16 protein-coding genes and 1 tRNA gene are annotated in these 13,045 nt (G+C 49.0%); 7 read left to right on the forward strand and 10 right to left on the reverse strand.

The window, feature by feature from the left end:
* Positions 1 to 22 precede the first annotated feature (22 nt).
* The 4 genes from HYT77_00065 to HYT77_00080 all read left to right on the forward strand — a co-directional run bounded on the left by HYT77_00065 (position 23) and on the right by HYT77_00080 (position 2,104).
* Positions 23 to 95: transfer RNA gene (locus HYT77_00065), tRNA-Glu, on the forward strand.
* Between the two features lie 340 nt (positions 96 to 435).
* Positions 436 to 1,407 (forward strand): hypothetical protein, encoded by a 972-nt coding sequence (locus HYT77_00070; GenBank protein ID MBI2066394.1) that lies wholly within the window; start codon positions 436 to 438, stop codon positions 1,405 to 1,407.
* Positions 1,404 to 1,700 (forward strand): STAS-like domain-containing protein, encoded by a 297-nt coding sequence (locus HYT77_00075; protein ID MBI2066395.1) that lies wholly within the window; start codon positions 1,404 to 1,406, stop codon positions 1,698 to 1,700. The genes HYT77_00070 and HYT77_00075 overlap by 4 nt, the downstream gene beginning before the upstream one ends.
* 68 nt (positions 1,701 to 1,768) lie before the next feature.
* Complete coding sequence (locus tag HYT77_00080; protein MBI2066396.1) at positions 1,769 to 2,104, forward strand: hypothetical protein; 336 nt, start codon at positions 1,769 to 1,771, stop codon at positions 2,102 to 2,104.
* A 166-nt stretch (positions 2,105 to 2,270) separates the two neighbouring features.
* Here HYT77_00080 and HYT77_00085 read toward each other — a convergent pair whose 3' ends face one another.
* Positions 2,271 to 3,419: an ATP-binding protein gene (locus HYT77_00085; protein ID MBI2066397.1), complete on the reverse strand. Its 1,149-nt coding sequence runs from the start codon at positions 3,417 to 3,419 to the stop codon at positions 2,271 to 2,273.
* A 238-nt stretch (positions 3,420 to 3,657) separates the two neighbouring features.
* The gene (locus HYT77_00090) at positions 3,658 to 4,125 is read right to left on the reverse strand and encodes a hypothetical protein (GenBank protein MBI2066398.1); all 468 of its coding nucleotides are present in this window, start codon (positions 4,123 to 4,125) and stop codon (positions 3,658 to 3,660) included.
* A 215-nt stretch (positions 4,126 to 4,340) separates the two neighbouring features.
* On the opposite strand from HYT77_00090, the gene HYT77_00095 reads away from it, so the two are divergent.
* Both HYT77_00095 and HYT77_00100 read left to right on the forward strand, forming a co-directional pair.
* Positions 4,341 to 4,511 (forward strand): hypothetical protein, encoded by a 171-nt coding sequence (locus HYT77_00095; GenBank protein MBI2066399.1) that lies wholly within the window; start codon positions 4,341 to 4,343, stop codon positions 4,509 to 4,511.
* 244 nt (positions 4,512 to 4,755) lie between these two features.
* Positions 4,756 to 4,872: a 4Fe-4S binding protein gene (locus HYT77_00100; GenBank protein ID MBI2066400.1), complete on the forward strand. Its 117-nt coding sequence runs from the start codon at positions 4,756 to 4,758 to the stop codon at positions 4,870 to 4,872.
* Positions 4,873 to 4,889: 17 nt separating this feature from the next.
* Here the strand turns inward: HYT77_00100 and HYT77_00105 are convergent, their stop codons facing one another.
* Positions 4,890 to 5,180, reverse strand: a complete 291-nt coding sequence (locus HYT77_00105; GenBank protein ID MBI2066401.1) for a hypothetical protein — start codon at positions 5,178 to 5,180, stop codon at positions 4,890 to 4,892.
* A 137-nt stretch (positions 5,181 to 5,317) separates the two neighbouring features.
* Between HYT77_00105 and HYT77_00110 the strand changes: the two genes are divergently transcribed.
* Positions 5,318 to 5,776: a putative molybdenum carrier protein gene (locus HYT77_00110; GenBank protein MBI2066402.1), complete on the forward strand. Its 459-nt coding sequence runs from the start codon at positions 5,318 to 5,320 to the stop codon at positions 5,774 to 5,776.
* A 121-nt stretch (positions 5,777 to 5,897) separates the two neighbouring features.
* Here HYT77_00110 and HYT77_00115 read toward each other — a convergent pair whose 3' ends face one another.
* The 7 genes from HYT77_00115 to HYT77_00145 all read right to left on the reverse strand — a co-directional run bounded on the left by HYT77_00115 (position 5,898) and on the right by HYT77_00145 (position 13,040).
* The gene (locus HYT77_00115; protein MBI2066403.1) at positions 5,898 to 6,551 is read right to left on the reverse strand and encodes a hypothetical protein; all 654 of its coding nucleotides are present in this window, start codon (positions 6,549 to 6,551) and stop codon (positions 5,898 to 5,900) included.
* 13 nt (positions 6,552 to 6,564) lie between these two features.
* Positions 6,565 to 7,332 (reverse strand): gamma-glutamyl-gamma-aminobutyrate hydrolase family protein, encoded by a 768-nt coding sequence (locus tag HYT77_00120; GenBank protein MBI2066404.1) that lies wholly within the window; start codon positions 7,330 to 7,332, stop codon positions 6,565 to 6,567.
* Between the two features lies 1 nt (position 7,333).
* A complete protein-coding gene (locus tag HYT77_00125) occupies positions 7,334 to 8,701 on the reverse strand; it encodes an aldehyde dehydrogenase family protein (GenBank protein ID MBI2066405.1) in 1,368 nt (455 codons plus the stop codon).
* 67 nt (positions 8,702 to 8,768) lie between these two features.
* Positions 8,769 to 9,911, reverse strand: a complete 1,143-nt coding sequence (locus tag HYT77_00130) for an iron-containing alcohol dehydrogenase (GenBank protein MBI2066406.1) — start codon at positions 9,909 to 9,911, stop codon at positions 8,769 to 8,771.
* A gap of 10 nt (positions 9,912 to 9,921) precedes the next feature.
* A complete protein-coding gene (locus HYT77_00135; protein ID MBI2066407.1) occupies positions 9,922 to 11,286 on the reverse strand; it encodes a glutamine synthetase in 1,365 nt (454 codons plus the stop codon).
* Between the two features lie 24 nt (positions 11,287 to 11,310).
* Positions 11,311 to 12,588: an MFS transporter gene (locus tag HYT77_00140; GenBank protein ID MBI2066408.1), complete on the reverse strand. Its 1,278-nt coding sequence runs from the start codon at positions 12,586 to 12,588 to the stop codon at positions 11,311 to 11,313.
* A 53-nt stretch (positions 12,589 to 12,641) separates the two neighbouring features.
* Entirely contained in the window at positions 12,642 to 13,040 is a 399-nt protein-coding gene (locus tag HYT77_00145) for a hypothetical protein (GenBank protein MBI2066409.1), read from the reverse strand.
* Between the last annotated feature and the right edge of the window lie 5 nt (positions 13,041 to 13,045).

Raw genomic sequence — 13,045 nt, forward strand, 5'->3', positions numbered from 1 at the left:
GTTTGTTACGAAGATGCCACTGGCTCCCATCGTCTAGAGGCCTAGGACGGTGCCCTCTCACGGCATAAACACCGGTTCGAATCCGGTTGGGAGCACAAATTTTCAAAATCAGGGGCCACCACCTGATGGGCCTGGTGAGCCGCCTCCAGGAATTCCCGGTACGGTTCGAGCCAACCGGTGGCATATTCTTCGAAAAGCTTTTTAATCAATGGAGCCTTTTGAGGGTCAAATTTTGGAAAACTGTGGTGGCCACTGGCGAGTCGCTGCTGTGCCCTGAGCAGAGTCGAAGGGGGAAGGGCATCACACAGACCCAACAAATCCAATGCCACAGGAGTTCACCGTATCCAAATAATTGAAATGCAGTTGGAGATATTAAACTTTACCGGGAATCCCGGTAGCTTGACACATTACCGGGATTCCCGGTAATATGTCCGCATGAAGATACATCTCCCCAATAGCGCCTTCTTGGGAAATATTGACCCGTTTATTCGCGGGTTTGATCCCTTGAATCCCACTTCGTTGGCAATCACTTCCAATGATAAATGGATTTCTGTTCATCCGGTTGTGCTCTCAATGATTGCCGCATTGGGGTTGACCCTCAACCCAGATCACATCCATTTTGATAAGTTGGAGGCCAAATCAAAACATTACCTTGTGCGGATGGGACTTTTCGAAATTCTGGGAATCTCGTCCGGTATTAACGTCGTAGAACATGAACCAGCAGGGAGATTTATTCCAATCACTCAAATTAAAACATCTAACGAGCTCACCAAATTTATTACGGAGATGATTCCATTGCTCCATCTGGAGGCGGAGCAGTCACAGACTATTGGATATATTGTGAGTGAGCTCGTTCGAAATGTGATTGAACACGCAGGGGCACAAAATGGTGCGCTTCTTTGCGCTCAATATTATGAAAAAAGCAATTCCATCCGCATTGGCATTGCCGACACTGGCGTAGGAATCAAAAAAACAATCAATCAGTCCCATATGGCCAAAACAGATTTACAGGCGATTCAGCTGGCGTTAACCCCCGGAATTACAGGCACTACAGGTAAAGAAGGCGGCACGGAACAAAATGCCGGTGCGGGACTATTTTTCATCAAATCGATTGCCTTCGTAAATCGGGACTACTTCACTATTTATAGCGGAAACGGTTTTTATAAACTTTTGAAGCGCACATCTGATAAACAGATTTCGTTGCACGCTGATCCATTTGATGACAGGCATTCTATCGGATCCGAGAGAGGAGTGTTTCCATATTGGAATGGAACGATAGTGGGAGTGGATATTACGCTCGATCAAACCAAGGAATTCTCTCTACTGTTAGATGCAATCCGTAAAACATATAGTTCAGCTGTACGCGAACGGAAAAGGGAACGTTACAAAAAACCAAAATTTATATGAAGATAATTACCATTTTTAAAGAGGCGGGAGCCTTTGCCGAAAACAAGGATGTCGCAAGGAACATGCGCTTGCAGGAAATAATACCTGCTCTGGAAAATCATGAAGAGGTTATTCTGGATTTCAGCCAGGTCACTGCGGCGACTCAGTCATTTGTGCATGCCCTTATTAGCGATGTATTGAAAAAGTTTGGAAACGGCGTTTTGGATCGTATTTCATTTAAATCTTGCAATGACACCGTCAAAAAAATTATAGGGATCGTAGTAGACTATATGCAGGAAGGCATGGGGGATTAGGTGGAGAATGGAGGCCTCCTCCAGGTTCAGCCAATGCACCTCAGGGAGCACAAAATAAGGAGGACTCTATGCAAATCATAAAACTGGCTATCGTGATGGTGGCGCTTCTTGCTCTACCAATTCCGGCCCTCGCCAAGACCTTCAAGGTCAGTGAGTATAAAAAGTCGGGCGTTTATGAGCAAGAGATCGGTGATTTCCGCTACCTGTATGATACGGTGACCGGGTTGTGTTTCTTCCTGTATACGGATGGAAGCACGGCCGCCGGACTGACCTCTGTCGACTGCAGTAACGTCACCAAACGGCCCGAATGGTCCAACTTGCTAAAAACACCGGCATCTGAAGCAGAGCCGGAGGTAGCGCCAGCGGCAGAGCCTGAAGTTACTAAGCCGAAGAAAAAGAAGTAAACAAATGACCTGCAGGTTATGTTCATGTCATAGGAACTGGGGAGGATGAGGGGTGTTATTTTGTCTTTGTCAGGAAGTACACACCCACCGGCGTGACTTCCTTCACAGCTCAACAGGCTCCCTCCCCGCTGGAGATCCAAAGTAACTCCTGCCTCATCGATCGAATTCAAGCGATAATCTTCCCTGACCAAAGCTCTTCTAAAAAGATATTCCAGGGCAAAATTCGAATATCACCGGCCAAGCGTGGTGAAGAGTCCAGAGAAACTAAAATTGATTTGTTAACTTTATATTCCTCCTGAAATGCCTTGAGTCCCTTTAAGTGTTTCTCTTGAGCCAAAGAAGTTCCCTTGATCTCAAGGGCGATCTCATGATCCCCCAAAATAAAGTCAACTTCCATTTGGGAACTTGTTCTCCAGAAAGAGATTCCATAATTAAGCCGCGAATAATGGCTGTGCGTTACGATTTCATGATAAATGAAATGTTCCAGCGCCTTACCGAAAACCTCGCTCCCTTTTTCAATTTTACCTCTCTTCAAAAGAAAATTTACAATTCCCATATCAAAAAAATAAAATTTTGGGGCTTTTGTTACACGTCGTTTCGGTCTCTTTTGATACACGGGAAGAAATCTCCCAATCAGAGTGTCTTCGAGAATTTGAAAATAATTCCTGACCGTGCTCGAATAGACACCGCAATCGCTGGCAATGTTCGTATGGTTCACCTGTTCTCCATTACTGAATGCGGCCCCCTCCAAAAATTTTGAAAAAGCCTGCAAATTGCGCGTTAGAGCTTCTGCGAAGATTTCCTCTTTGAGGTAGTCCCCGACATACGCATGAATGAGGTCTATGGGAGCTTCATGCAGGTAGTGTTGGGGTAGAAGTCCGTGGTTTAAGGCGCGAAGAAGGTCAAAATTGGGAATTTCCTTGTAGACGAGCGGGTAGAGTTCGTACCGGACGGCACGCCCACCCAAAAGATTTCCTGCCCCCCTTTTCAGCTTTCTGGCACTGGAACCGCTTAAGATAAATTGGGTATCGTACTTTGTTATTAAGTGTTGAACGATATCCAGCAGCCTCGGAATTTTTTGAATTTCGTCGATGATGACAGGCTTTCGGTTTTTGGCTTCCGCTAAAACTTTTTCCTGAAGGAGGCCGGGGTTGAGGGTCAATTCTTCATAGAGTCGTGGATCAAGTAAATCGAACAGAAGTGAATCGCTAAAAATTTTACCAAGAAGACTTGTCTTGCCAACCTGTCGTGGACCCCATAGGAAGCAGCTAGAATTATTTAGGTTTTTAAAGGTTTGGAGACGATTGAGGAACACAAACTAATTATGCATGTAATTTTAGTATTGTAAACTATGAATTATCTCTCTGTGATATTTTAGGCAAAATAGGTTCGAACTTATGTCCCATTAGCTCAAACAGAAAGATCTTACGTGAGAGAGGTGGCCTTTACTTTTTAGGACAGGATTTGAGGTCGGCATAAGTGAAGCCCCGCGGTGCGGAGGGTAAATTCTTTGGGAGAGCAAAATTTTTCATGGATCGTAGTAGCGTATTCCACTAATCCTTCTTACGACCAAGCTTGGTAGGGACATCGGGAGTGTATTCGCACCCCCTGCGTTCGGGGTTGTAACGCCCGGTCCATTTTTCTGCTCCAGCCTCTCTAAGGGCGGTTTGAGCCTCAGCTGTTTGGGTTAAGGGGCTTTTCTCTGCAAATCGGGAACAGGTCCTGTTTAATAAAGCGATCTTTTCTTTACCATCTAGAAATGTCGGTTGATCGTTAGCGAACATCCCTGGGTCACCAAAGAGATCGTTATGGTCCACCATCCCATCAGGTTTTTCTCCAGAATTACCAGGCAGATCCAGCACTCGGACTCGACTATCTTCAAGGTCTTGACTGAATCGCCATTGAGCTTCGCAGGAGGCCTCTCTGAACGCCTCCAACTCAAACTCCTCCTGAGCAGCGTTAAAACCATCGACCGTCAAGGGATTAAATAGTACCGGCCTGACTCCATTAGATCCTCCCATAAATGTCTCCTTCAAATTGATACAGAGTTTTCCCTGTCAGATTCATTATCGGCATACCCCCCTCATCAAAGTTGCGTCGGTTGTCCTTTATCGAAATTTTCTGTTCTCTGCAGAGAACAGTTTTGGCCTAAAATGTGTTTAATCGGGGCTTAATTCCCCGCCGTCTTGCGGGGATGAATGGTCCGGAGATCCGAAGCATTGGCAGAGGAGGGTTGGTGGCTACGGGGATTCCGCCAAGAAACCCCGCGGTCTTGCCGCTGGGAGCTTCATGTGCGGAAGATTTTTCATCTTACGATGATGAATGGTGGCATTTTTACTATGGAAATCAATTTTGGGCATTTCAAAAACAAAAACCATCGGCTATTTATGGTGAAATTGTCCCTTGATGAATCCAAGGGAAACTCACGCCGCCAAGTTGAATTCGACCGTGTCGTACTCAACCACAGGCATTCTTACCTTTCGTCCAGATACCGTGGCCGTCTTGACCCTCACGGCTCCAACTTCCTCAAAGAAAAGGATGATCTTGTTTAAGTTAGAAACATCCATTTTTGTAATCTTAGCCAGCTCATAGATTGATTTCGGTTTGAAGATCAGGATGTACTTCAGAACGTGTAAGTTCCTGGCAAATCGATCGAAATCGTTTTTATTGTCAAAACTGACTTCGTAGTGTGGTTCTTTTGGAGTCGCTTTTTTTGCCTTGCGAAATGCCCTTTTGAAATCATCCAGGATCTCATCAGCGGTCTTTAGTGACACAATAAGGTGTTTCATATCTTCACCCCCATGTTTTCAAAAATTAATGTTTTAAAGTCTTTGATCAACTTTTCCTCGCCTGAGAATTCATAGGCTATTTCCTGGCTATCCAAATGAACATGGGGCCCTTTGGGATGATGGTTGTCCATGAGAATCTTTTTCCCGCTCTTTAGGTCAGCCAATACAAGTCCATACTTAATTCCATGAGGATACTTCTTCGAGAGTCCGACCTTATGTATCTCCATTTCAAGAACATACCGTCCCTGAAGACGAGCCTTATGCCAGTAGACCAGGACGGCCTTCATATTGGTTTAATATACCTATATTGTGCTCCGCCTGTCGAGTGGTATTTTGATCTACGGTATTTTTGGGGGGAGACACCGTTATTCAATTGCAATCGTTGCGGACAAGAATTCCATAAATATCTCAGGCACAAATCACTATGCTGATCAAAACAATCATCTCAGGCGGTCAAACGGGGGTCGACCGGGCGGCGCTGGATGTTGCCTTAGAGTTAGAAATTCCCTGCGGCGGTTGGTGTCCGAAGGGACGGCAGGCCGAAGACGGCACGATTGATTCGATTTATCCGCTTCAGGAAACCCCTTCGAAAAATTACTCCCAACGAACGGAATGGAACGTCCGTGATGCCGATGGGACTTTGATCCTTACTTGGGGTCTACCCTCTGGCGGAACCGCCTATACGATCGAATGTGCCAGAACGTATCGAAAGCCTCTTCTGATCGTGGAGATGAAAAAGTCTCCTTCAAAAGCAGTTTTCTTAAGATGGATTACAGAGCATCAGATAAAGAAGCTCAATGTCGCCGGCCCAAGGGAAAGCCTTTTTCCGGGATTTATCTATAAGGAAGCGAGACAAATTCTGATGAATTGGCTGGGGCCTTAAGGTTCAGCTAAACTCTGGCTCACAGGGCCTATCTCTTTTGGAAAGTAAGAAATGAGAATGACGACCTTCGGTATTCCTGGCATATGATTATGATATTGCCGATAATTTTTGTAAAAAGATTCTAATGACTGGTTGCTTCTCTTTCCAAATTGTGGAAAACATCCGGCGTTGTCATCCGTACACCCAATTTGACGACCCACTCGGGGATGTGCCCTCCGAGATCTGAAATCTCTTCATAATAGAGAAAGGTCTCACCTCTTTTTTCTGTAGGTTGGAGACGAAAACAGCCTTGAACCGAACGAACATTACCATCGATCATGGACCAGCACTGTTCGTACTTCCGTTCATAAATTTTACTTTCATTGTTTAAGTAGCGCAGAAGGAACCAGCGATTGGCGACCGGGAATGGTGTATTAACCACCTGAAAGGCTATTCCGCCCCACTTTCCTCTACGGTGGGGTTTTCTATCAATTTTGAATTGTGCAGCTAGTTTCGATAAGAACTTTGGGTTCTGATTTCTGGTCTTTTGTATGGCAACAACCCCTTCTTCAGAAACGTAGTGGCTTACCGGCATTCTTGGCATAAAGTGGGACCAATCATTAATTCGGATGATTATCTCCCAAATTTGTTCTGGTTCTCCCTTGATGATTCCCTCAGCATGCATTTTGCTAGGGCGATGAGAATCACCTTTTTGATAAGAAATTTTAATGGGAGAGGCAATGCTTATCAATGGATAAGATAAAAGCAGGCTGAGAATAAGTGACTTAGTTAACATCGCAATAGATCGGTTAAGAAGTGCCCCGACATTTTTCTAAAAATGCCGCCATGATTTTTTGCCCATCGTCGAGTGAGAGTTTTGGATTTCCCTCCCATTCTGGATGCCATTGAACACCCAGAAGAAAAGAGTTTAAAGGTCTTGCTAGCTCAACCGCTTCGATGAGGCCGTCTTCGGAGATGGCACTTGCCTTAAGCCCCTTTCCCAGGTCTTTGACCGCTTGGTGGTGAACGCTATTCACCTTAAGCCGTGCTTTGTTGTAGAGAGGGAAAAGAAGACCGTTTTCTTCCAGACTGACAAAGTGGTTGTTATGGTCATATTTTTCCACATCCCGATGGAGGAGGGTGCCCGGTTTTTGGCTGGTAATATCCTGGTAAAGGGTTCCACCAAAATAGACATTGAGGATCTGGCACCCGCGGCAGAGGCCGAGGATTGGCTTTTTAGCCTTCAAGGCCAGGTCGATAAGGCGTAATTCGTAGGCATCCCTTTTAGGATCCCCTGGCCAGCGTTCACTGATCGGTTTCTCATGATAGGTTTGAGGGGCCACATCCGCCCCTCCCGTCAAGATAAGGCCATCGATTAGCTCGATCATCTGCTCCGCATCAGAGGGTGTTCCTGTTTCGGGGAGCATGATCGGCAATCCACCTGCCCTTGACACAGCCTGGAGGCCCTCCATCTCCAGCGCCTGGATATGTTTCTTGGCGTAGATATTTCTGGGGGGATCCGGTGGATAGATATTGCCGGTCATCCCGATGATCGGTTTTTGCCTTGAGTGCTTCATATTAAGGGTGACGTAAATAATAGGCCTTCGGTTTCACAAAGGGGTAGAGACCCAAAAAGGAGAGCGTAGAGCCGAGGCCCGAATGTTTCCTTCCGGACCATGGGAGATACGGACTCACACGGTCGCAGCAGTTCCAGTATCCCGTGCCGGTGTTGATTTGACCCAAGACGGCACGGGCCCTCTCCTCTGACGTGGAATAAACGGCGGCTGTCAGACCAAATTCTGTGTCATTCATGAGACGGACCGCCTCTTCATCATCTTGAACCTGCTGGATACCGATCAGAGGTCCGAACGTCTCCTCCCTCATGAGACTCATTGTATGATTTACATTCGTAAAGATCGTTGGTTCGAAAAACGCCCCTTTTGTTCCCCATCTCTTTCCTCCGGCCAGGAGTCTCGCACCACGATTGACTGCATCTTTGACCTGTGCCTCCAAAAAAGGGATCTGTTGAGGACGTGCCAGAGAGCCTTGGGTCGTTTGGGAGTCTGTCGGATCTCCGACTTTAAGTTTTTTTGTCTCGTTCAGGAAGCTTTCAAGGAATGGCTCGAAGATCTTCTTCTGGACATAGATCCTTTCTACCGCGCAACAGCTCTGGCCGTTGTTGTAAAAACTCCCCTCAACCGCAGCGGCCGCAACTTGTCGTATCTCCCGAATATCCTCCATGACGTACAGGGGATCCTTCCCCCCCAACTCAAGCCCCATCGGGATCAATCGCGAACCGACCGCCGAGGCGATCGACTGCCCGGTCCGATAGGAACCGGTGAAGAAAAAACCGTCACAGGGGAGTGAGAGAACCATTTCTCCGACACGCCCGCCCCCGATCGCTACCTGAAAGAGATCTTCCGGAATCCCCGATTTCCATAGGAGCCGGCCGATCTCGATGCCGGTGAGCGTTGCATGTTCAGACGGTTTGTAGAGGACCCCGTTTCCCGCAATGAGGGCCGGGATAAAGACATTTACGCCGACCAGATAGGGGTAATTCCAGGCCGAGATATTGGCAACGACACCGAGCGGCTCAAACTCGAGCCACTCTTTGAGTCCCGTCTCTTCACGCGCGAGGCGGGATTTAAGGATTTCAGAGGCGTGGTCGATAAAAAATTGCATTTTTTTCCTGACCCCGGTGAGTTCGTTCAAAGACTCGCGAATCGGCTTGCCGACCTCCAAGGTCAGGGTTTTTGCGAGCGATTCCTTGTTCTGTTCCAATAAAAGGGAAAAACGTCGGATCGGCTCGACTCTTTTTTCCAGGGGGATCTTGGACCATCGCCTCTGACCCTCCCGAAGGGCGTCGTATTTTTTTTGAAGTGAACTGGTCGTCTCTTCTTCAACTTCCTTGATTAATTCTTCCGTGGCAGGGTTTAAAATTTTCATAAGATAAATTCTCAGTACCATGCCCCCCTTAGGGTAAGGGGGGCCTATGGGGAGTTAAGGAGAAAATCTAAAAAATCTCCCGATACATCCTCTCAAAATCCTGCCGGGTAACGGGACGCGGGTTTTCCAGTTGGCAGACATCCTGAACGGCGAGATCGACGAGTCGTCCCATCATCTCTTCTTTCACACCGGCATCCCGGAGTCGCGGGGGAATTCCGATCGCTGCCGTCAATTTTTTCATAAAGGTAATGAACCCTTCAGCGGTTCGATCCTCAAGGCCACTATGCGTCGCGAGTGTCTCCAAACGATCCCGACGGACCTCCTTGTTAAAGGTGAGTGTTGTGGGAAGACAGAGGGCATTCGCAGTTCCATGGGGGATACCGGCAACTGTTGTCAGCGGATGGGCCATCGAGTGATTGACGCCCAGCCCTTTTTGAAATGCGATCGCCCCCATCATAGCGGAGAGCATCATTCCACTTCGGGCCTCCATATCCTTCCCATTTTTGACCGCCCGCTCCAGATATTTGGAGGCATAACGCGTTCCCTCCAGGGCGACGCCGTCACAGATCGGGTGGAACCCCTTGGCGAGATACGCCTCCACGTTATGGGTCATCGCATCCATGCCGGTGGCGGCCGTAATTGAAGGGGGAAGATTTAAGGTTAATTCAGGGTCGGCAACAACGAATTTCGGCAAGAGGCGAGGTGAAAAGACGACGTGCTTGATCCCGGTCCGGTCCTCGCCGATGACTGCACTTCGACCGACTTCCGAACCGGTCCCTGCCGTTGTCGGGATCGCGGCGATTGGAAGAACATTCTCGGGGACCGATTTGTTTCCCATCTCGGTATAGTCAAAAAGGGAGCCCTCGGCACACGCCTTCAGGGCGATCGCCTTGGAGGCATCCATCGGGGATCCACCGCCAATCGCAATGATCCAGTCGGCCCGATTTTCGAGACAAAGCTTGGTTCCGCCAACGACGTCGCTCTCGATCGGGTTGGCATGAACCTCAGAATAAACGGCTGGGTTATAGCCGGCCTTTTTCAATTCGGTCATGATCGTTTCAAAGAACGGTTGTCGGACAACGCCGCTGTCGGTCACAACAAACGGTCTTTCGCAACCGCGGCTTTTGAGCTCGCTTGTCAGCTTCTTGATCGCTCCAGCACCAAACAGGATTGTTGTTGGAAAGTAAAAGGCATGCACGGTTTCGCTCATAAATTCCTCCTTATATAATTTCAAAATACCGTTTTAGTTCCCAGTCCGTTACGGCCTTGTTGTACTCACGAACCTCCCATTCACGCGTTCGAACGTAGTGATCAACAAACTCCTCTCCAAAAAGTTCTCGTGCCAAGAGACTCCGTTTTAACCTCTCCGTCGCCTCAGCCAAGGTTCGTGGGAGATGCGGCACCTCCTTGGTTGACAACTCATACGCCGTCCCCTTTACCGGTTGTTGATCGAGGGGGAGTTTCCTCTCGATCCCATAGAGACCGGAGGCGAGTGTTGCCGCAAGCGCCAGATAGGGGTTGATATCCGCCCCGTTGGTTCGTTGTTCGACACGCGTCGCCTTCGGGTCGAGGCCGGGAATGACTCGCAGGGCGGTGGTACGATTTTCAACTCCCCATGTCGCATTGAGCGGTGACCAGACCCCCGGGACGCTCCTCTTATAGCTGTTGATCGTTGGGGCATAAAACGCCATCAGATCGTGGAGCCCATTCAGGACGCCCGCAACAAAGTGACGGAAGAGGGGGCTCATTCGGTTCGGGTCGTTCGAGTCGGCGAAAGCGTTCGTTTCATCCCTCCAGAGACTCAGATGGGCATGTCCACCGCAACCGGGCAGGTTTTGATTTCCCTTTGCCATGAAACTGGCGACCTTTCCCTCCTTGTAGGCCAACTCCTTCATGCCGGTCTTGAAGAGGACCGCCCGGTCGGCCGCCTCGAGTGATCTGGTATAGAGGATCGCCGATTCATAGACACCCGGACCGGTCTCGGTATGGATCCCCTCGATCGGGACATTAAATCCGTTCATTTGGCTCACAATCTTTGTCATGAACTCACTGTTGGCAGAGGCGCGGAGGATCGAATAGCCAAACATCCCCGGGGTGAGTGGTTTGAGGTTCTGAAAATTCTTCTCGTGGAGGGTATGGGGGGTTTCGTCAAAAAGAAAATACTCAAACTCGATTGAGGAATAAGGCTCGAACCCAAGACGTTGATACCGCTCCACGACCTTCTTGAGCAGATTTCTGGGGCAGACCGGATACGGCTTCCCTTCTGTTGTATAAAAGTCGGCCAGTAAAAACGGCCGGTCGGCCTCCCAGGGGATCTTCCGGAAGGTCGCCGGATCGACCTTGGCAACAATATCGGGGTAACCGGTATGCCAGCCGGTCAGTTTGGCATTGTCATACAGGACATCGGCGCTGTCCCACCCGAAGACGACGTCACAAAAGCCAAAACCTTTATCGATCGCTGAAAGGACCTTTTCCTTTGAGAGATATTTTCCACGCAGCACGCCGTCGATGTCGCAGGTGGCGACCTTCACCTCGGGGTGCGGGCTGGCCTTAATCGTCTCCAAAACCTGCTGCTTTGTCGACATAGAGCCTCCTTAAAACTCCAAATCTCAAGGATTTACCTTCTTATGCGGTGCCTCAACATTCCACAACAGGGATGTCAACGATCCTGCGATGAATGAGAGTCCTATAAAAAGGTAGAAGAGATAATTCCAGCCAAATTTCTGTGAGACATACCCCACAATCAACCCTTGAAGTGCGGCGCCCGTGGAGCCCATTCCATTGATAAATCCTGCCGCCGTTGAGGCCCCTTCTTTTGTTCCAAAGTCCATGGCGGCCGCCCCGGTCAAGATCGAGTCAGGTCCATAAATCATAAATCCGACGAGCGCCATCCCGACCGCATTCATGAGTGGGCCCATGAGGGTCAGGTAGGTGTGGGCATAGATCGAAAGGCCCAAACCAAAAAGCATGAGGGCGGCGATCGGTCCGCGACGCGAATCAAAGAGCTTGTCCGAGACATAACCGGCCACGAGCCCTCCCAGAAACCCACCGACCTCCACGATGATTGAATGGTAACCGGCCTGATCCGGTTTATAACCGAGCCGTTCCACCATATAGAGCGGGAGCCAAAACATGAGGGCGTAGCGTACCAATTTGAGACAGAAATAACTCGCCCCGCAGATCCAGACGGTCGAGCTTGAGAGGACATCCCTCAAGACGGTCTTAAAAGGGAGCCTGCCATTTTTCTCTTCCAGGATATTTTTATCTTCTCTCCGATAGGTTTCGATATCCGGGAGACCGACATCCTCCGGATGATCCTTCTGGAAGATAAAAAAGAGGAGCGTGATTCCGGTCAGAAGCAGGGCTGGGACAAAAAACGAATAACGCCATCCCCAATGGGCGAGTGACCAGGTGGCGACTGCCGTTGCGATTGCGGAGCCGATTTCGAAACAGCTCCCCCACCAGCCCATTACAATACCCCGTTCATGGACAGAGAACCAGTTCGCCATCGTCTTGACGAGCCCGGGCCAGCCGGTTGCCTGGGCATAGCCGTTAATCCCATACAGCATCATGAGGAATCCAAGGACTGAGCCGTAGCCAAAGAGATAATTGGTGATCACGACGACAACGAGCCCCACGCCAACCGTCACCTTCGCTCCGAATCGATCGCCCAGGACCCCGTTTAAAAAGGCGCCAATGGCGTAAGTCGTCAGATAGGCGGTGTCGATAAGCCCAAGCTGAAGGTTGTCGAATCCGAACTCCGTTTTGAGCGGGGATTTGACGACGGCGAAATTTTTTCGACAGAGATAAAACCCGGCATAGGTGATCCAGGTTACCGCAAAGATCTTGATCCGCCAGAGCTTGTATTTACGATCAATATTTTCCACTTGTGAGTGGAATTAGTATTAATTTTTATGAGGCACAACTGTTCTTTTAAGGGCTATGCCTCTCTCCGTAACCGACCTTCCATCATAGTAAAACCAATTCCGAGACCTACCAGAAGAGCGGCTGAGAGGAGTGAAGTCGTCAGTCGACGGTAGGTTGTAACCTTCACCCAGCCTCGTTCTCTTGGGACAATTCTTTCAATGCGATGATCACCAATTAACTCACGCAGAACGGCATCTGGGTCGGTATCACCAAAGGTAGTGACGTGAAACATGTCCCCCACGTTGGCAGTAACCTCCTCAACGGCCCCTCGGGCCGCCATAGGGTCCAATGAATTTAAAGGATCACTCACCAAAAAAAACGCCCGGCCTTGGGCCTCCAAGGATCCAACGCTAGGGCCTGTTATAATGACCTGTCTGGCGAAATCGGCGGGTGGGGTTGTGGGTGGGGGCATAATCA

Source organism: Deltaproteobacteria bacterium (assembly GCA_016180855.1).
Taxonomy (GTDB): Bacteria; UBA10199; UBA10199; order JACPAL01; family JACPAL01; genus JACPAL01.

Coding starts and splice junctions, on each gene's coding strand:
- HYT77_00070 (MBI2066394.1), top strand. CDS start 436: ATGAAGATACATCTCCCCAATAGCGCCTTCTTGGGAAATATTGACCCG.
- HYT77_00075 (MBI2066395.1), top strand. CDS start 1,404: ATGAAGATAATTACCATTTTTAAAGAGGCGGGAGCCTTTGCCGAAAAC.
- HYT77_00080 (MBI2066396.1), top strand. CDS start 1,769: ATGCAAATCATAAAACTGGCTATCGTGATGGTGGCGCTTCTTGCTCTA.
- HYT77_00090 (MBI2066398.1), bottom strand. CDS start 4,125: ATGGGAGGATCTAATGGAGTCAGGCCGGTACTATTTAATCCCTTGACG.
- HYT77_00105 (MBI2066401.1), bottom strand. CDS start 5,180: ATGAAGGCCGTCCTGGTCTACTGGCATAAGGCTCGTCTTCAGGGACGG.
- HYT77_00110 (MBI2066402.1), top strand. CDS start 5,318: ATGCTGATCAAAACAATCATCTCAGGCGGTCAAACGGGGGTCGACCGG.
- HYT77_00115 (MBI2066403.1), bottom strand. CDS start 6,551: ATGTTAACTAAGTCACTTATTCTCAGCCTGCTTTTATCTTATCCATTG.
- HYT77_00120 (MBI2066404.1), bottom strand. CDS start 7,332: ATGAAGCACTCAAGGCAAAAACCGATCATCGGGATGACCGGCAATATC.
- HYT77_00125 (MBI2066405.1), bottom strand. CDS start 8,701: ATGAAAATTTTAAACCCTGCCACGGAAGAATTAATCAAGGAAGTTGAA.
- HYT77_00130 (MBI2066406.1), bottom strand. CDS start 9,911: ATGAGCGAAACCGTGCATGCCTTTTACTTTCCAACAACAATCCTGTTT.
- HYT77_00135 (MBI2066407.1), bottom strand. CDS start 11,286: ATGTCGACAAAGCAGCAGGTTTTGGAGACGATTAAGGCCAGCCCGCAC.
- HYT77_00145 (MBI2066409.1), bottom strand. CDS start 13,040: ATGCCCCCACCCACAACCCCACCCGCCGATTTCGCCAGACAGGTCATT.